A 17850-nucleotide genomic window follows, 5' to 3' on the forward strand; every position below is an offset into this window, starting at 1 on the left:
GGACATATTGACGGTAGACGGCTGTCTGGCTTGGGGCTGAAGGCGGCGCGGCCCGCGCGCGGCACGAAGGCCGCGCGCGGGTTCCGCCGCTCTCCGAAGGTTGGAGAGATGGCTATTTCGTGGACTGCCGGTAACGCTCGAGCAGTTCCTTGCGGTTCTGCCGGAGATCCCGGCCGGTGGTGGAGGCGGGATAAGGCTTGTTGCCCTTGAGTCCCTTCCAGAGGATGCGATTGAAGTCCTGAGGATCGACCCGATCCTCGGATTCGAAGTCCATGCCTTTCATGGCACGCACCCAGTAGGAGGCCTTGTGGGCCGGCTTCGGGATGACCAGGCCGGCGGGCTTAGGCGGCAGCGGCAGCTTCGTGTTGTAAAGCATGGGAGATGGCGCGGCGCTGAAGTTCCAAGGGCTGGGCTTGGTGTTGAAGATATCGGTCATCGGTTTGGCGAGCGCGTCGTTGAGGTTCATCGGCGGCAGGCCGAGAACTTCCTCAATGGTGCGGAGGAAATCGAGGGTGTTGTATTGAGTGGAGACGAGGGCGCCCTGCTTCACGTAGGCGCCGGCTACATAGGCGGTGCTGCGGTGGGAGTCAACGTGGTCGCCGCCATCCTGGGCATCGTCCTCGATGATGAAGATGAGCGTGTCATCGGCGTAGATGCTCTTGGAGATCTTCTCAATGAGCATGCCGACCGCGTAGTCGTTATCGGCGACTTGCGTCTCGGGGGTGTTGACTCCCTCGATGGCAGTGTCGTAGTTGCCCGTGTGGTCGTGCATGAAGCGGACCAGACTGAGCGAAGGCAGGCCACCCTTGGCGTAAGCTGAGTCGAAATCGCGCTCCCACTCCTTGAAGCGGTAGTAGTCGGGGAACGCGTTATCGAAGCCTCGGAAGAAGAGATCCGTATAGGGGGCGAGGGACACGCTGGAGGGGTAAGCCACGCGGGTACCGGCCCAGTAAGGATCCGTCAGCAACGGGATGGAGTAGTTCTGCGTGTTGTAGCGGACGGTGTCTATGAAGAAGCCGTAGTTGCGCACGGTGAGATTGGCGCGAAAGGCGGAATCCCACAGATAGCCGGTATTCACTTCGTTGTCCGGTCCATCCGGCGCGGCGGTATTGGTCTGGCCCGGCAGGATGTCGGGATCGTTGGGGGTGAAGGGATTGGCCGCCTTGCGATCGGCGAGGGAGGGGATTGATACGTTCACGCTGCGGTTGGTGCCCTCGGAGTCGAGACTGAGGCCGCGGTAGGCGTAGGCGATGGGGTATTGGCGCTGCACGACATCGGGGGCCTGGCCCGAGGTGGTCCAGAGCCAGCCGTCGTAGCTGACCTCGGCGGTGTCGAGGAAGTTGTCGAGGGTGACGAATTTGCGGGCCAGATTGTGCTGGTTTGGTGTGACCTGCTCGCCAAACTCCGTCAGGTCCGGATCTCCGTTGCCGATCTCAAGATCGCCCAGGATCTGGTCGTAGGTGCGGTTCTCCTTGATGATGAAAATGACGTGCCTGGTGCCTTTGCGCACGGCCTCCATGATGGCGGCATCTTCGGGGCTGCTGACGGCGGAGAAGCGGTTGTTTTCGGCTACCTGTTTGGTGAGGGTATCGAGGGCGCCCTGAGCGGGCAGCGGGAAGCTCTGGAAACCCGCCTTGGTCAGTTGCGGGTTGTACTCGTTCGTATCCAGGCAGGTGGGCCAGCCGGGAGGCCCATAGCCGCCGTAGCACCAGGCCGGATTGGGCCCAGTGGGCGACTTGCCGTTCACCGAGTAGACAGTCTGGCCGTCGCCGCTGAGGCTGACCGAGTTGGGATACCAGCCCGTGGGGATGAGGCCGATGACTTTGTCGCCGCTATTGTTGCCGCTCAGGGCGATGACGGCGATGCAGTTGAGATTGCCGTTGGTGACGTAGAGCCGAGTCTCGTCAGGCGAGAGGGTCACACTGTTGGGGTTTGCTCCCTTGTACTGAGCGAGCGCGGCTGGGACGTTGGAGGCGATGACGGGGATGGACTCGACGACGGTGTTAGCGGCCGTGTCGATGACGTCGACGATATCGGCCTGGTCTTCAGCCACATAGAGGAAAGTCTGGGCGGCATTCAACGTCATCTTGTTCGGCTGACCCTTGACCGGGATGCGGGTGATGATGGTGGGCCGGCCGGCGGGGTTGAAGAGTTCCGGGGCGCCAGCCAGTTTGACGACAACGATCTCACGATCGCGAATGCTGGAGACGTAGGCGATGGCGTCGGCGCCACTGCCCTTGATGGAGACCCAGAAGGGGTATTCGCCGCCGGGTACGCCGGCTTTTGAGGGGTCAGTCTTGCCGGGGCGCAGATCGAGTTCACGATAGAGGACCCATTTGCCCAGGCCGCCGGTGAAGACACTGATGGAGTCGTTGTAGTAGTTGGCCACGACGAGGGTCTGGCCATCCTTTGAAATGGCGACGCCAGAGGCGCAGGGGACCACCGACACGCGCTCATTGATGGCCGCGGGCGGCGCGCCGGGCGGTACGGCCAGGCCATTGCCGACACCTTTGTGGCCGAGCGGCAGAGGAGTGAACTTGTTCGACCAGGTTCCGTCGCTGTTGCGGTTCGCAATGAAGACGTAGTCGCTGGGTCCGCCGGAGATGTAGAAGGCATTGCCGGAGGGGTCGAAGACGAGCCCGTTGTAGGTGTAGGGAACGAGCAGCACCTGCTTCTTGAAGGGCTTCGGCGTGGAGATGTCGTAGACGAAGATGTACTCCATCGAGTAGTTGGCCATCCACGTCGGAGTAGGCGGCGTGGGTGGCGTGGTTACCGGAGGGGGTTCGGGCAAATTGTGCGTATTGGAGACGCGGTTGTAGCCGCTGGTCATGATGAGCAGAGTCTTGTGGTCCGGACTGACCGCAGTGGTGACCGCGTGGCTGACCAGCCAGGCCTGTCCGGGCGGGAAGGCGGGGTCGTAGGGAAAGTCTGCATTCAGGGGTTCGAAGCGCGCTCCCTGGGGCGCCAGCGGCGTGATCTGCTGTCCCATGTTGGGTACGGCCTGAGTTCTGGGCTGCGCGGCGCTGGGCGCGGTGGAGAGAAGCGAGACGAGGGTGAGGCCAACGGCGGGGATCGAAAAGGCCGTGCGAACTGCTCTGATCATAGATAACGGGTCCTTTAAAGCAGGAGGGGCTCGGGCCGGTAGTACTGCCTGTACCGTGTATCGGACAAACAGATCGTTTTCTATACAGTTAATAACGATTCATTAATATCAGGGTATCTTGACTAGAATCAATAGTTTGCACGTTCGAGAGGGTAGAGCCGGCAGGGCCGGTGAATTTCAGCAGTTGGAGGGTCGAGTGATGAAGGCGTGCAGGGCACTAAGATGATTCCATGAGCGCTGATTTTCTGGATGAGTGCCTGGCGGTTTTGTCGCGGACTCCGAAGACGCTGGATGCGCTGCTGCGTGGTTTGCCAGTGGCTTGGACGGAGGCGACAGAGGGTGCGGGCACGTGGAGTCCGTACATTGTCATGGGTCACCTGATTCATTGCGAAAAGACGGACTGGATGCCCCGGGCGATGATGATCCTCGAGCATGGTCCGGCGCGGCCGTTTGAGCCTCTCGACCGCGAGGCCCAGTTGAAGGCACCGCAGGGCCGTCCATTGGATGACTTGCTGGATGAGTTCGGCGAGCTGCGGCTCGGGAATGTGGACCGGCTGCGGGCACTGGCCCTGCAACCGGCGCAACTGGCCCTGGTGGGTACGCATCCGGCGTTCGGGCCCGTGACGCTGCGGCAGTTGCTGGCGACCTGGACCGCTCACGATATGGCGCATCTGCTGCAGGTGAGCAGGGTGATGGCGCGGCGGCTCAAGTCGGATGTCGGGCCGTGGGCGGAGTATCTCTCGGTGATGAAGTAACGGGCGGACGAATGGCCGAACAGGTTGCGAAGGGTTTGTTTTGTCTTGACCCGGGCGGCTGTAGCGCGTACTATTCCGCGATGACCCTAAAAAGTGCCGCGGTCTTTGCGTTGATCGGAATGGCCCTGGCCAGCTTTCTGGCGGCGGCCGTGTTTCTCCGCGACCTCTCCGGGATGATTGGAGGAGCTGTGGCGGAAGTGGAATTTGTGAAGTCGAGCATCCTGCTGCTGGCGGCTTTGAGTTTGACGGTTTTCTTTTTTGTGTTTCACCGGGCGCAGAGGTGAGCGACCGCTTTTGGCGTGAGGGGCAGGCTATGATTGGAGTAGTTGTGACGGGCTTGTGGTGTCCGGTAGGAGACTCAATATGCCTTGCCTTCTGCTCATCGTCGTCCTTGCGTTTCCGCGGATCACTCTCGCGTTGATGTTCTTCTTCTCGACCTACCTGGAACGCCCGTTCCACGGGGGCGTGCTGCTGCCGATTCTCGGCTTCTTTTTCCTGCCGCTGACCACGATCGTCTATGCCTGGGAGGTCAACAGTAAAATGCCGACCGAAGGCATCAACCTGCTTTGGCTGCTGCTGGCAGTGATTATCGATCTGGGCGGACTGGGCGGTGGAGCGCGACGGCGTTCGAAGAATTAGTCCTGGCGGAGTGCGGCGGGCCGGACGCTAAGAGGCCGCGTGCGCCCACACCCATCACAATAGAGTCACCGCAAGGAAGTCCTTGGGGGTATTCGCCGAAGCGGATGCGTGCCCCTGCGGCGGCCATCCAGACCTCGGCCGCGACGCCCGCCTTCCGTCGCGAAAAATGACACTCGATTCGCTCCAAACACTCAGCAGGAAGAGCCCAAGGCGTTGCGCTTCGAGAGCGAGGCTGAGGCCGATCCGGTTGGCCCGGTCGGCGGCCAGGCCGCGCAGCTTTCAACCTGAGTGAATTCGATGTGTCATCTCCTTAAAGTTCTCGACACTACACCCCGATAAATGAATGAGCGGGTGTATGTCTGCAGGAGTAGTTGGTCAAGATCGTGATGGGAGCGGGGCTGCAAGAGAAGCGGCATCCACCTTGCGGCTAACGCGGCACGGGCAGACGGTGGTTTGTCCAGGGATGGAGCCATGACTTCCGCCGCTTCGAAGTACCTGATGACGGCAGGGCTGCTGATGTGCGCCGGGCTGTCGGCCCAACCGGCGGGACAGGAAGCAGGAACCGCGCCTCCCAGGCGTGCGGAGGCGGAGCCGCCGGAGTCGGTGCTGTTTGAGAAGATGCCGGTCGTGGAGGCCGCGTCGCTGCATGCGCAGACCCTGCAGCAGGCTCCCGGCAATGTAAGCATCATTACACGCGAGGACATTCACCGGTATGGATACCGGACGCTGGGCGAGGCGATCTCCAGCGCGACGGGATTCTATGTGAGCTACGACCGGGTTTACCGGTATGTGGGCGTACGCGGATTCTCGCTGCCAGGCGACTACAACACGCGTTTCCTGGTGATGCTCAACGGTCACTACATGACCGAGAACATCTACGGGTCGAACGGATTCTTTGGACAGGACTTCAGCCTGGACCTGGACCTGGTGGAGCGGATTGAGATTATCCGTGGCCCGTCGTCAGTCCTGTATGGCAGCAACGGGATGTTCGCGACGATCAATGTGGTGACACGTGCCGCGAACGACTCAGAACCCAGGGTGAGCGTGGAGGTGGGCAGCTTCGGGGAGAAGAAAGTCATTGTCTCCACTTCGACCGAGCTTGGCCACGGGGCGAAGGCGCTGATCTCAGGCTCCGTGTTCAACAATTCGGGGCAGGATCTGTACTTCCCGGCTTCTGACAGGCCCGAAAGCAACCACGGACGCGGTGTGTCGACAGATGGAGAGAGGGGCTACCACCTGTTTGCGAATGTCACGTGGGGCGACTGGACGTTTACGGGGCTGGCCGCGTCGAGGGAGAAACTGGTTCCCACGGGCTGGTATGGCACGTTGTTCAACGACAGGGGGAACAAGGTCGCCGACTCGCGGGGGTTCGCGGAGGCGGCCTATGTGCATGATGTCGGTTCGAACGGCAGTGTCCGGTGGCGGGTGTACTACGACCGGTATGGGTTCGATGGCCGCTACGACAATGCTGACGGATCAGCGATCGTGGACAGCCGGGATGTGGCGCGGGGCGACTGGATGGGCTCGCGGCTTTCTTACCGTTTCAACGAATCGAGCACGAGTGCGCTCACGGTAGGGGGGGAGGTGCAGTGGGACCTTCGTTCGCTGCAGGAGAACTTCGACATCCTGCCGGCGCCGTGGCTGCGTCTGCGCGCGAACGTGCTGGACCGGTCGTATGGAGTCTTCGTCCAGCAGGAATGGAGCATTACCAGCCGGCTGCAGGCAAATATCGGATTGCGGGGTGATGACGCCAGATCGACGAGCGGCTTCCTCTCACCGCGCGTGGCCTTTACGTTCCAGCAATCGGCCCTGACTACGTTCAAGTTCCTGTATGGCAGGGCATTCCGGAGTCCGAGTACATACGAGCGGGACTACGCCGATGGTGTTTTCAACCTGGGCAATGCGAGGCTTTCGCCCGAGAATATCAACACGTGGGAAGTGGGGGCTGAACATCGATTCGGCAGCAGGCTGAGCCTGGCTGCGAGCGGATACTACAGCCGGGTGGCGGATCTGATCACAGCCGTGAATGTTGAGACGGACGTGCAGCAGTTTCGGAATGTCGCCAGGAATCGATCCACAGGGGTGGATATTGACCTGAAGGCGCATACGTACGCGGATACGGAGATTTCGGCAGGCGTGTCCTTCCAACAAGTCAGGAACAGTGCCCTGCCCTATCAGGTGAACTCACCGGCCGCGATTGCGAAGATGAGGTTCTACGCGCCGGTGGCGCGGCACCGAGCGGGCGTGGCTGCCGGGTTGAGCTATCTCAGTCCGCGCAAGACGATTCTCGGCGACACGGTGCGCCAGGTGCTGCTGGCCGACCTGACGGTGAGTTCGAGCCGGACTTATCACGGCGTGGAGTTTTCCGGCGGTATCCGGAATTTATTCAACCAGAAGTACCCGGATCCGGTTGGATTGGAGCATGGAACCGACCGGCTGGCACAGAATGGCATCTCGTTCTTCCTCAAGTTGACCTGGCAGGGAGCGGAACTGGGGGCCGCCGGGGTCTCTTCCGGGAGAAGCAAACCGGGGACCGGAGGCGCCGCGGGGCGATGACGACGCCATGCCAACTGAATCTCGTGCTGTGGTTTGCGGCCGTAGCCGCAACCTGGCATTCCGCTCCACCGCCGGTTCCGATCCAGAAGCGAGTGCTGGTACTCACATCGGCGCGAGGGGAGGCCTATGGCGCCGCATTGTCGGGTTTGCGCAGTTCCCTGGCTGGTTACGCGGGAGAAGTCGAGGTGGTTGAACTGACGGAATCGTCAATCGGCACGGGCGTGCAGGACAGAGTTGACCGGGCACATCCGGACGCAGTGATTGCGTTCGGGACGAAGGCCCTGAGTGCAGCGGCGGCACTGCCGCAGCACTTCCCGATTGTGGCGACGATGATGTTCCGATCGGAATCGGCGGCGGATCTTGCTGGGCCGCAAAGCCGCCACGGCCAGCACGCTTCAGTGTCGCTGGACCTGCCACTCACGGACCTGCTGACACACCTGAAGCGGCTGCTGCCCTCGAGAACGAGGGCGGGGATGATTCGAAACCCAAGCCGGCCAGGGCCCGGCACGGCCGCCTTGCGCGCGGAAGCGAAGCACGCGGGGTTCACGCTGGTGATCAGGGACTGCGACAGAACCGACGACCTGTTGCGGACGTTCCTATCGTTCCGGGACGAAGTGGATTTTGTGTGGTGTCCACCGGAGAGCACGCTGTTCAATGGTTCCACCATCAAACCGTTGGTTTTGGCTTCGATCCGGAGCGGTCTACCGATTGTGGGCTTCTCGGAGAACTTCGTGCGCGCGGGCGCGGCGGTGGGCGTATACCCCGACTATGAAGACGTCGGTCGGCAGACCGGAGAGGTTACCCGGCTGCTGCTGGAGCGCAACAACGATCAGGCACTTGCGGTGTCACCGAGGCTGTGGCGTGTGGCCCTGAATGGCCGGGTGGCCCAGATGCTGGGCCTGCACTACGCCGAAAGCAGCGGCCATGATGACAACCGGTTCCAGGTGCTGCGATGAGACTATTCGGAGTTGGGCAGAACGGGCGCAGGAGAAGCCTGCAGTTCGATATCTTCCTCTCGAACTTCTGGCTGGTAGCACTCGCCGTGAGCGGCCTGACGGCCTTTCTGGTCCACACCGGATCAGTGGAGTTGAAAAGCCAATTGGGGCTGCGCGCAGACTCGATTGCGGGGCTCGCCGCGAGCCAGGTGGAATACCCACTTCTGGTGGGCAACACACAGGAACTGCAGCGGGTCGTGCAATCGGTGATTGGGAGCCAGGATGTGCTCTACGCGATTGTGTCCGATCCGAAAGGCGCGCCCCTGGCGAGTGCGTCGGCACGAGGTTTTCTGACAAAAAACATCCCGGAGGACGCGGCTGGGAATCCCAGGACCGGCGCGAGCCAGAGGGAATTGAGCGCAGGGGACAGAGCAGGGATCCTGGAGGTGCGGGCACAGGTGGCCAGCCGGTCGGACATTGGGTTGATGGACTGGACGAGCGCGGACGCCCCGGTGACAGCGCTGGGTTCGATCCGAATCGGATTCTCCACTGAATCGCAGGCGGCCACATCGCGTCGAACCATAGGCGCCGCGCTGATTGCGGCCCTGCTGGCGCAGTTGCTGCTCTATCCCATTCAGTTTGTGCGCTTGAGGAGGGCACTGGCGCCGCTGGGCCAATTGAGGCAGGTGACGCAACTGGTGGCGAAGGGCGACCTCACCAGGAGAGCATCCGTCGCGCGGATGGATGAGGTGGGTGAACTCGCTGCCGCGTTCAACGAGATGGTCGACCAGGTGCGGTCGCGGCAGGAGTTGCAGGAGCTGTTGCACCAGGCACAGGAAGCGAACCGGATGAAGAGCGAATTCCTGGCCAACATGAGCCACGAGATCCGGACTCCGATGAACGGCATCATGGGCATGACAGAACTGGCGCTGACGACAGAGCTGACAGGCGAGCAGCGGGACTACCTTGAGACGGTGTCCCACTCGGCCGATTCGCTGTTGCGAGTGATCAACGACATCCTGGATTTCTCGAAGATTGAGGCGGGCAAGATGGACCTGGATCCGCGGCCCTTCTCCTTGCGTGAGCTGGTGAGCAGTACGTTGCGCGCATTGGCAGTGCGGGCGGAGGAGAAGGGGCTGGAACTCCTCTGCGATTTTCGGGATGACGCGGAAGACAGCCTGATTGGCGACGCGGACCGGTTGCGGCAGGTGATTCTCAACCTGACCGGAAACGCGATCAAATTCACTGAGCGCGGCGAAGTGTTGCTGGAAGCAGACACCGCCCCATCGTACGGCGATAGCGTGGAGGTGCATTTCCGTATCAGGGACACCGGAATCGGTATCCCGAAGGAAAAGCAGGCTTATATCTTCGAATCATTCACGCAGGTGGATGCCTCGACCACGCGCAACTATGGCGGAACCGGACTTGGGCTGGCTATCTCGTCGCGGCTGGCGCGGTTGATGGGCGGCCGGATCTGGTTGGAGAGCGAGCCAGGAAAGGGCAGTACGTTCCACTTTGTGACCCGGTGCACATACGGCCCGCGCAAGGCGGAGGAGAATCCGGCGCAACCGATGCCCCATCTGCATGGAATACGAGTGCTCATCGCGGACGACAATGGGACACAGCTGCGGATTCTCGAGCACATGCTGGCGCGGTGGGGCGCGTGCACGTGTTCGGCGCAGACGGCTGAGCGAGCCCTGGAACTGGCGCGTGCCCAAGCGGGGCGAAAGGAGCCATTCCAATTGCTGCTGGCAGACGGCCGCATGCCTGGTGTTGGCGGGTTTGAACTCGTGAGCCGGGTGAGGAAAGAGACTGGGGAGAGAGTCTCCGCGATCCTGATGATCAGCCCCACCCACTTGGCCGAGGATGTACAACTATGCAGGCGCCTGGGAGAGGCGCAGCACGTGCCCAAGCCGGTTTTCCCGAATTCGCTGCGGACCGCGATCCTGCAGGCCCTCAGCGCGGAGCAGGCGGAGCGTTCCGCGCCGGCAGAGAAACTGCCAGCCAACGCGACGGCGATCAATGGAACCCTGCGGGGCTTGTCGGTGCTTGTGGCGGAGGATAACCGGGTGAATCAGCGGTTGGCCGTCGCCCTACTGGACAAGGCTGGCTGTGAGGTTTCCGTGGCTTCCAATGGGCGCGAAGTTCTGGAGCAGCTGAGCCGGGCCCGATTCGACGTGATCGTGATGGACGTGCAAATGCCCGAGTTGGACGGGTATGGCGCGACGGCGGCCATCCGGAAACTGGAAGAGGGGACAGGCCGGCACATCCCTATTCTGGCGGCGACGGCATTTGCAATGACGTCCGACCAGGCGCGATGTCTGGAGGCGGGGATGGACGGATATGTGGCCAAGCCTTTCCGTCAGGCTTCGTTGTATGACGCGATCGAGCAGGTGCTGAAACACGCTCCTGCCCCACCGCGGCGCGGTTCCGCCGCATTGGTCGTGCCGGGCGACCCGCCGGTTTCGCTGAACGAGGCGGGTCCCGCTCCTAAGACGATTCCATAGGCGCCCGGACGGCCACGACGGCGATCAGACCGGGCCTCGCAACTTCGCAGGGTTGAGCGACGGGCTACGGCAGATTTCCGGTTGTCACTTCCACGGGCACACTAATGGGGCCGTTCGCCGTGGAGTCCGCCGACACAAAAAGAAGCCCACTGCGCTGCAGCGGCGACGTGGCGGCGAGGCGGATACGAACCTCGAACTTGCGCGGGTCTGAGGTGGGCTCGACGGACAACCAATCCCGGTCTTCGCCGCGAACCTGGACGCGGGGCGCGACGGGCGCATCCTCGCTCCAGACAGTGAGGACTTTCTTCGCTTCGAGGGGAACCCCGGCTTTGGAGGAGAAGGCGAGGCGTCCGGGGCCTACAGCGAGGCGCGGTTGCCCGGGTGACTGGGCAAACTCAAAGTCCCGGTCTCCCAAGTGGAGGCCCACCGTGCGAGCAGCGGGTGTACGATTCTGTGCGGCGTGATAGCGCATGACGTAGGGGGCTCCGGTGGTGCCGGGCGGCACGATGGAGACGCTCACCCAGGAAAGAGCGTAGTTTTGATCGAACTTACAGCCTTTGCCATCGGAGACCAGAGGCAGCTCAGTGGTCCCGCCATCGGCGGAGATGTGGAGGCGAGAGTCCGGGGCGGAAACCCGGCAGGGTTCCTGGTTCGCCAGGCACGGCGCCGCCAGCAGCGCGAGGGCAAGGGCGGACGGGGCAAAACAGGACCGCGATATTTCCAGCTGATACTTCATAGATTCGACACTTTACCAGCGCCGCCGACGCGAAAAGATTTGGCGCGTAATTCTCGATTAATTGTATCAAGCGCGGCAATTGAGAGCCGGAAGAGAATCCCCTGCCCATCCAGGACACCGGGCAAGAGGGCAAAGGCGACGGATTTGAAGACAAGGTTGCCGTTGATGGCCCGGGCGCTGCCCTTTGGGGCCTGCACGAAGTACGGCCGGCCCGCGTGGCAAATCGTAGTGAGCGGGCATCATTTCTGCTGCCGGCGGGCGCGCGCTTCCGCGACCATCTGCAAGAAACGGCGGGTCAGTTCCGCGATCCATTGCGCGTTGCGGCACTCGACGGCTTCGCGCGGCATCAGGTTCCCTCCGATGCCGAGGGCGGTGGCTCCGGCGAGGATGTAGTCCCCGGCTGTCTGCTGGTTCACTCCGCCGGAAGCGATGAGTGGAACGAGGGGGAGGGGCGCAGTCAAGGCCCGCAGGTAAGCGGGCCCGCCGGCCAGGGAACAGGGGAAGACCTTGACGAAATCGGCGCCGGCCTTCCAGGCGGAGATGACCTCGGTAGGCGTCAGGGCTCCGGGCATGGCGACGACCTGATTGCGGAGCGCGAATTCGAGCGTATCCAGTTCCAGGCCGGTGCTGGTGAGGAAAGCGGCTCCGGCGTCGAGACATCGACGGGCGAGACCGGCATCGACGACGGTACCGGCTCCGACGACGAGGCCAGGGTTGTCACGGACGATGCGGGTGAGCAGCGGGAGGGCTCCGGGTATCGTCATGGTGAGTTCCACAATGCCGATGCCGGCATGGGAGACGGCCTCGATGGCAAACAGAGCATCGTCTGCTGCCGGCGTGCGAATGGCCGGTATGATGCCCGTCTGTATGATGCGCGCCTTGACTTCCTCTTTATTCATGGCAGTGTTCTCGCTTTCGTCTATGCCTCATTGGGTTCATCGTCGGGTTCGGGCAGGCGATCCGCCGGGCGCGCCCAGAAGACATAGAGGGCCGGCAGAACGAAGATGGCCACCAGCAGATTCGCCACCAGGCCGCCGACGATGACGATGGCGAACGGGCGCTGCGAATCGGACCCGATGGCATGGGAGGTGGCCGCGGGCAGCAGCCCGAGGGTCGCCACCAGCATGGTCATCATGATGGGCCGCAGACGGCGGACGGCGCCCTCCACCGTGGCTTCCACGATGGTCATGCCGCGCGCTCGCAACTGGTTGATGTACTCCACCATGATGACGCCGACCTGCACCGACGCTCCGAAGAGGGCCAGGAAGCCGACTCCGGAGGAGACGCTGAAGTAAGTTCCGGTGAGGAGCAGGGCCAACACACCGCCGGAGGGGGCGATGAGGAGATTCATCAGGATCAGGCTCGCCCATTTGGACGAACTGAAGACGCTGTAGAGGATCATGAAGATGAGGAAGATGGTGAGCGGCACGATGAGCATGAGCCGCGCCTGTGAGCGCTTCTGGCTTTCGTACTCGCCGGCCCACGTGAACTTGTAGCCCGGCGGCAGTTTGACCTGCCGCTCCACCTTGCTCATGGCCTCTTCCACGGTGCTGCCCAGGTCGCGGCCGCGCACGCTGTACTTGACCGCGATATAGCGCTGGAAGCCTTCCCGATAGATCTGGGAAGCTCCGTCCTGCACCTGGATATTGCACAGCTGGGCCAGCGAGACTCGTTCTCCGGACGGGGCCAGCAGCCGGATGTTGGCAATTGCTTCCTGGGTGCGGCGGAAGGGCTCCTGGTAGCGAAGTACCAGATCGAAGCGCTGCTCGCCTTTCAACACCTGACTGACGGCAGTGCCGCCGACCGCGGTCTGGACCGCATCCTGAACGTCAGCGACGTTGAGCTGATAGCGGCCGGCCCGGGCACGGTCGATGGAGATGTTCAGGTTGGGCTGGCCGATGACGCGAAAGACGGCCAGATCGGCCACGCCCTGCACCTCGCGCATGGTGTCGACAACCGCGTTGGCCTTCTCTTCCAGGGTTTTGAGGTCGTCGCCGTAGATCTTCACCGCAAGCTGCCCTTTGACGCCGCTGACGGCCTCCTCCATGTTGTCGGAGATGGGCTGGGAGAAGTTCCAGACGACCCCGGGGATCCTGGAGAGTTCGCGGTTCATGGCCGCGATCAATTGATCCTTGTCCTGGTGGAAGACAGGCCGCCAGCGCTCACGGGGCTTGAGATCGACGAAGTATTCGGTATTGAAGAAGCCGGTTGTGTCGGTGCCGTCATCGGCGCGGCCCACCTGGCTGGTGGCGACGTTGACCTCGGGGAAAGAGGCCAGCAGGATGCGGGCCTGGTTGGCGAGCCGGATGCTTTCATCGGGTCCAGTGCTGGGCGCCAGCGTACCGCGCACCCAGATGGCGCCTTCGTCGAGATGAGGCAGAAACTCCGACCCCACCGCGCCGCTGAGGACGATGGCCATTGTAGCGGCAATGCCCAGCAGCGACGAGCCGATGATCGCCCATACGTGATGCACGGCCCAGTTCACGGCCACACGGTAGTGCCGCAGCAGGAATTCGACAACGGGATTGTGCCATTCGCGGGCCCCGTTGCGAAAGACGAAGCTCGCGACCACCGGCGCGATGAACATGGAAAAGACCAGCGCGCCCAGAAGGGCGAACGAGACCGTCCAGGCCATGGGCCGGAATAGGCGGCCTTCCACGCGCTGCAGGGTGAAGATGGGCAGATACGCGGTGATGATGATGGTGATGGCATAGAAGACGGGCCGCTGCACCTCGTGGACTGCCTGCTTGATCTTCTGCGGCACGGTCAGATAGCGGCCTTCCTCCTCTTTCTGTCCCAAGTGGCGGATGATGTTCTCCACCATCACGACGGCGCCATCCACGACCATGCCGAAGTCCAGAGCGCCCAGCGAGAGCAGGTTGGCGGGGATCTTGCGCAGGTCGAGACAGATGGAGGCAAACATGAGGGAGAACGGGATGCACAGGGCGATGATGATGGCTCCGCGAATGTTGCCCAGGAAGAGGAACAGGATCACGGAGACCAGGAGCATGCCCTCGGTCAGATTGTGTTCCACCGTGTGCGAGGTGAAATGCACCAGGTCGCTGCGGTCGAGGAACGGGACGACTTTCACGCCGGGCGGCAGGATGCGCTGGTTGAGCTCCTTCACTTTCTCGTGGAGCGCACGCAAGGTGGCGTCGCCTTCTGCCCCCTTGCGCAGCAGCACTATGCCTTCGACGACGTCGTTGTTATCCAGGATCCGGCCATCCTCGCGGTGAATGGCTTTGCCGTTGCGGCCGAGTCGGATGCGGGGCCCCTGCTGCACCTGGGCGATGTCTTTCACGCGCAGGGCCGTGCCGTTCCGGGCGGTGATCACTGTCTCCTCGATGTCCTGCACATTGCTGACCAGACCGACGGCGCGCACATTGATCTGCTGCATGCCGGACTGGATGAAGCTGCCGCCGGCGTTGAGGTTGTTGCCGGTGAGCTGCTGTTCCACCTGGGCCAAGGTCAGGCCATAGGCGATGAGCTTGTTGGGATCGACCAGCACCTGGTATTCGCGCGTCATGCCGCCCAGGCTGGACACGTCGACGACGTTGGGCACGGACTTGAACTGCTTAAGAAGGGTCCAGTCCTGCAGGGCCTTCAGCTCCATGACGTCGTACTTCGGATTGGTGCTGATGAGGTGGTAGAAGTAGATCTGCCCGACGGGGCTCCAGTCCGTGCCCATCACCGGCTGCAAGCCCTGGGGCAGGCTGAACTGGGCCAGGCGTTCCAGCACCATCTGGCGATTGGCTTCATTGTCGGATTCATCGTCGAAGATCATCATGACGCTGGAGAGGCCAAACAGGGTGGTGGAACGAAGGTGCTCCAGGTGCGGGATGCCGGCCATGACGGTCTCGACGGGGATGGTGACCTGCTGCTCCACCTCCTCGGCCGCGCGTCCGGGCCACTGGGTGATGACCGAGACATAATTATTGGCCACATCCGGATAGGCCTCGATGGGCAGGGCACGAAAACTGATCACGCCCCACACGATCAACGCCAGGGCGATGGCCAGCGTGAAGACGCGTTTTTGCAGGGCCAGGCCGACGATGCGATGAATCATTGCTGGTCCACCGCGTTCTGCAGCACGAGAGCGCTGGTGATTAACCGGTCACCGGGTGCGAGTCCGGACAGCACCTCCTGCATGCCTCCCTCCAGTGTCTTCCCGCCGACCACAGGGACACGACGGAAGAGACCGCCGGGTTGAGGAACGTAGACCCAGTCGCGGTCGTGCAGATGAAGGATGGCGGTGGCGGGAACCATGGCGCGGGGCTCACCCGCACGCCCGCGGAACGTAGCGGTCACGAACATCCCGACGCGCATCATCCGACCGGGATTGGGGACTTCGACGCGCACCTTGGCGGTGTGGATATTGGGATCGAGCACCGCGCCGATGTTGCTGATGGTGCCCCGGATCAACTTGTCCGGGTAAGCATTCAGCGTGATGTCGGCTGTTTCGCCCAGCCGGATGGAGGACAGGCTGTTCTCGTACACGTCGCACAGGATCCAGACCCGTGACATGTCGGAGATGGTGAATGGATTTGTTCCGGAGAAGGCCTGGACGCCGGCGCCGCCGGTTACCTGCTGGTCTGTGATGATCCCGCTGATGGGCGCCAGGATGTCGACGACACCGGAGGGGTTGCCGGGATCAGCGCCCAGCAGGCGCAAGCGTTCGGTTGCGGTTTCGACATCAACTTTCGCGCTGTTCTCCGCCGATTGAGCGACCTCGATGTCCTTCGCGGCCAGGGCGCCCTTCTCAAAGAGGATGCGCGCGCGTTCGAGCTGAGTGCGAGTGAGCTGTTCGTTTACCGCGGCCTTGCGGTAGTCGCTGAACGCGGAGGCGATGTCGGTGCTGCGGACCTTCAGTAGGAGTTGCCCCTTGGTCACCTCGTCGCCGAGCCGCGCATGAATCTCGATGACGCGTCCCGTGGCGAGGGAGACGGCGGGCACATTGCGGCTGACGTCGGGGGTCACGACACCGGTGACTGCCAGTTCGGGCGTGGAAGTGTAGGGCTGAGCCTGGGTGGTGGCGAACTGCTCGGGGTGGGCCACCTTCACGCTGGAGGAGTCAGGAGCCGGCTCGACGCGAGCGTCCGGCGGAGCCCCCGCGCCAGGATCGGCCTGGACCTTCGTAGTGCAGGCCGCCGTGACGGCGGCGCAGGCGAGTACCAGGAGACAGGAATGAGTGCGGGTCACTGGATCACCTCCTGGCCCACGGCCAGATTCATCTGTGCGGCAGCGGTCAGCCAGGCGCCGACCAGATTCAGGTAGTTGAGTTGAATGGCGCGGTAGTCGCCCTGGGCGCTCAGGAAGTCCAGCAGCGACGCCCCGCCCCGCTGGAAGGCGAATGCGACGGTGTCGCGGACGTGTCCTGCCGCGGAGAGGTAGTTCGTCCGGTAGTCGCGCAGAAGCTTCAGGTTGCTGGCCAGCAACTGGTAGGAAGAATCGACGTCGGCGAAGACCTGGGCCTGCGCGGCTTCCTTCAGCCTGGCGGTGCGCCGGATGTCGATCTCCGTGCGCAGCCGCTCGCCCTGGTTGCGGTCGAAGATGCGGAGCGGGATGTTGACGCTGGCCCCGATGTAGGACGGGACCGGCGGATTGCGGCCGAGGTCGAAAGAGAACGTGGGATCCGTGGAGCTGTTCGCCACGGCCAACTGATGGTCCGTGACGGCCTTGCCGGCGGCCTGCAGCGCGGCGCGCAGGTCGGGCCGCTTCTCCAACGCCAGTTTGTGAAGCTCCTCCAGCGCGATGAGATTCTCGCCGGATTCAAAGAGCCCGGTGACGTCAAACTGTTCCACGGACGTCCGGTCGTTGAGCAACTGCAGCAACTGGATCTTGGCGGTGCGCAGGTTGACCTCGGCGGCCTGCAGATCCGTCTGATACTGCACCCGCTGCAACTGGAGGCGGCCGTAGTCGATCTCGGAGATGTCACCGGCTTTGAGGCGGGTCTGGCTGATCTCCAGGACGTTCTCCCAATTCGCCAGGTTGGTGCGGGCCAGGTCGCGGATCGCTTTGGCCTGCAAGGTCTGGACAAAGGCTACGCGAAGACTGAACAGCAGCACGCGGCGCTGGTCCTCCGTGAGCGATTCAGCGATCTCGGTGGCCGCGATCGCGCTGTCGCGCCGCAACTCCCGTTTGTGCCGGCGCTCGTGCAGGTAGCTCAGCGACAGCACGGGGAGAGTGTTTGACAGAGGCCGGTAGGGCACGCTCGAACCCGGGAAGAGGGCCAGCTGATCGAGCGTTGCGTTAAACGTGGGATTGGGGCGGAGATAGGCGGTAATCTCCTGCGCCCGCGATTCGTCGACGGCGAGCGCACTAGCCTGCAACACGGGGTTGGCGGCCTCAAAGCGCGCCTGCACCTGCTGCCATGTCAGCGGCTGTTGCGCGAGCAGGCAGGCCGGGCCCAGCAGCAAGAGGAGCGGACGGAGGAGGACATATCTGGCTCGTCTGGCGCCGGCAGACCCGGCGGCCACGGCAAGCGCGGCCATTGAGTATCTCGGTAAATTCATCTGATTCTCCCAACACATCAGGCGGCTGGACTCGACACAGACGCGGAGGCGTCTGGCCGGCCAGGGGGAAGGCGCGGAGTATTCCGCCCATTGCTCCGCGGCGCACA

General features: G+C 62.8%; 12 protein-coding genes. 6 read left to right on the forward strand and 6 right to left on the reverse strand.

From position 1 onward, the window contains the following. Nucleotides 1-112: 112 nt before the first annotated feature. Nucleotides 113-3103: a phosphoesterase gene (locus IRI77_RS16670; RefSeq protein ID WP_194453168.1), complete on the reverse strand. Its 2991-nt coding sequence runs from the start codon at nt 3101-3103 to the stop codon at nt 113-115. Nucleotides 3104-3333: 230 nt separating this feature from the next. Between IRI77_RS16670 and IRI77_RS16675 the strand changes: the two genes are divergently transcribed. The 6 genes from IRI77_RS16675 to IRI77_RS16700 all read left to right on the forward strand — a co-directional run bounded on the left by IRI77_RS16675 (nt 3334) and on the right by IRI77_RS16700 (nt 10495). Then, nucleotides 3334-3858 carry a DinB family protein gene (locus IRI77_RS16675; protein ID WP_194453169.1) on the forward strand — a complete coding sequence of 175 codons (525 nt, stop codon included), beginning with the start codon at nt 3334-3336 and terminating at the stop codon, nt 3856-3858. Nucleotides 3859-3869: 11 nt separating this feature from the next. Next, entirely contained in the window at nt 3870-4142 is a 273-nt protein-coding gene (locus IRI77_RS16680) for a hypothetical protein (protein WP_194453170.1), read from the forward strand. A 79-nt stretch (nt 4143-4221) separates the two neighbouring features. Further along, nucleotides 4222-4497 (forward strand): hypothetical protein, encoded by a 276-nt coding sequence (locus tag IRI77_RS16685; protein WP_194453171.1) that lies wholly within the window; start codon nt 4222-4224, stop codon nt 4495-4497. 471 nt (nt 4498-4968) lie between these two features. Further along, nucleotides 4969-7053, forward strand: coding sequence for a TonB-dependent receptor plug domain-containing protein (locus IRI77_RS16690; protein WP_194453172.1), 2085 nt, complete (start codon nt 4969-4971; stop codon nt 7051-7053). Next, the gene (locus IRI77_RS16695) at nt 7050-8009 is read left to right on the forward strand and encodes an ABC transporter substrate-binding protein (protein ID WP_194453173.1); all 960 of its coding nucleotides are present in this window, start codon (nt 7050-7052) and stop codon (nt 8007-8009) included. Before IRI77_RS16690 ends, IRI77_RS16695 begins: the two co-directional genes overlap by 4 nt. Further along, nucleotides 8006-10495, forward strand: coding sequence for a response regulator (locus IRI77_RS16700; RefSeq protein WP_194453174.1), 2490 nt, complete (start codon nt 8006-8008; stop codon nt 10493-10495). Before IRI77_RS16695 ends, IRI77_RS16700 begins: the two co-directional genes overlap by 4 nt. Before the next feature lie 64 nt (nt 10496-10559). Here the strand turns inward: IRI77_RS16700 and IRI77_RS16705 are convergent, their stop codons facing one another. From IRI77_RS16705 to IRI77_RS16725, 5 genes are all read right to left on the reverse strand, one after another. Continuing rightward, entirely contained in the window at nt 10560-11231 is a 672-nt protein-coding gene (locus IRI77_RS16705; RefSeq protein ID WP_194453175.1) for a hypothetical protein, read from the reverse strand. A gap of 239 nt (nt 11232-11470) precedes the next feature. After that, the gene (locus IRI77_RS16710; RefSeq protein WP_194453176.1) at nt 11471-12130 is read right to left on the reverse strand and encodes a bifunctional 4-hydroxy-2-oxoglutarate aldolase/2-dehydro-3-deoxy-phosphogluconate aldolase; all 660 of its coding nucleotides are present in this window, start codon (nt 12128-12130) and stop codon (nt 11471-11473) included. A 20-nt stretch (nt 12131-12150) separates the two neighbouring features. After that, nucleotides 12151-15297, reverse strand: coding sequence for an efflux RND transporter permease subunit (locus tag IRI77_RS16715; protein ID WP_194453177.1), 3147 nt, complete (start codon nt 15295-15297; stop codon nt 12151-12153). Continuing rightward, nucleotides 15294-16430 carry an efflux RND transporter periplasmic adaptor subunit gene (locus IRI77_RS16720; RefSeq protein WP_194453178.1) on the reverse strand — a complete coding sequence of 379 codons (1137 nt, stop codon included), beginning with the start codon at nt 16428-16430 and terminating at the stop codon, nt 15294-15296. The genes IRI77_RS16715 and IRI77_RS16720 overlap by 4 nt, the downstream gene beginning before the upstream one ends. Then, entirely contained in the window at nt 16427-17743 is a 1317-nt protein-coding gene (locus IRI77_RS16725) for a TolC family protein (RefSeq protein ID WP_228486773.1), read from the reverse strand. The genes IRI77_RS16720 and IRI77_RS16725 overlap by 4 nt, the downstream gene beginning before the upstream one ends. Between the last annotated feature and the right edge of the window lie 107 nt (nt 17744-17850).

The organism is Paludibaculum fermentans (assembly GCF_015277775.1).
Taxonomy (GTDB): Bacteria; Acidobacteriota; Terriglobia; order Bryobacterales; family Bryobacteraceae; genus Paludibaculum; species Paludibaculum fermentans.

What these genes read in the sequence shown, in the direction of transcription:
- IRI77_RS16670 (WP_194453168.1), bottom strand. Translation starts at nt 3,103, where the DNA reads ATGATCAGAGCAGTTCGCACGGCCTTTTCGATCCCCGCCGTTGGCCTC.
- IRI77_RS16675 (WP_194453169.1), top strand. Translation starts at nt 3,334, where the DNA reads ATGAGCGCTGATTTTCTGGATGAGTGCCTGGCGGTTTTGTCGCGGACT.
- IRI77_RS16680 (WP_194453170.1), top strand. Translation starts at nt 3,870, where the DNA reads ATGGCCGAACAGGTTGCGAAGGGTTTGTTTTGTCTTGACCCGGGCGGC.
- IRI77_RS16685 (WP_194453171.1), top strand. Translation starts at nt 4,222, where the DNA reads ATGCCTTGCCTTCTGCTCATCGTCGTCCTTGCGTTTCCGCGGATCACT.
- IRI77_RS16690 (WP_194453172.1), top strand. Translation starts at nt 4,969, where the DNA reads ATGACTTCCGCCGCTTCGAAGTACCTGATGACGGCAGGGCTGCTGATG.
- IRI77_RS16695 (WP_194453173.1), top strand. Translation starts at nt 7,050, where the DNA reads ATGACGACGCCATGCCAACTGAATCTCGTGCTGTGGTTTGCGGCCGTA.
- IRI77_RS16700 (WP_194453174.1), top strand. Translation starts at nt 8,006, where the DNA reads ATGAGACTATTCGGAGTTGGGCAGAACGGGCGCAGGAGAAGCCTGCAG.
- IRI77_RS16705 (WP_194453175.1), bottom strand. Translation starts at nt 11,231, where the DNA reads ATGAAGTATCAGCTGGAAATATCGCGGTCCTGTTTTGCCCCGTCCGCC.
- IRI77_RS16710 (WP_194453176.1), bottom strand. Translation starts at nt 12,130, where the DNA reads ATGAATAAAGAGGAAGTCAAGGCGCGCATCATACAGACGGGCATCATA.
- IRI77_RS16715 (WP_194453177.1), bottom strand. Translation starts at nt 15,297, where the DNA reads ATGATTCATCGCATCGTCGGCCTGGCCCTGCAAAAACGCGTCTTCACG.
- IRI77_RS16725 (WP_228486773.1), bottom strand. Translation starts at nt 17,743, where the DNA reads ATGAATTTACCGAGATACTCAATGGCCGCGCTTGCCGTGGCCGCCGGG.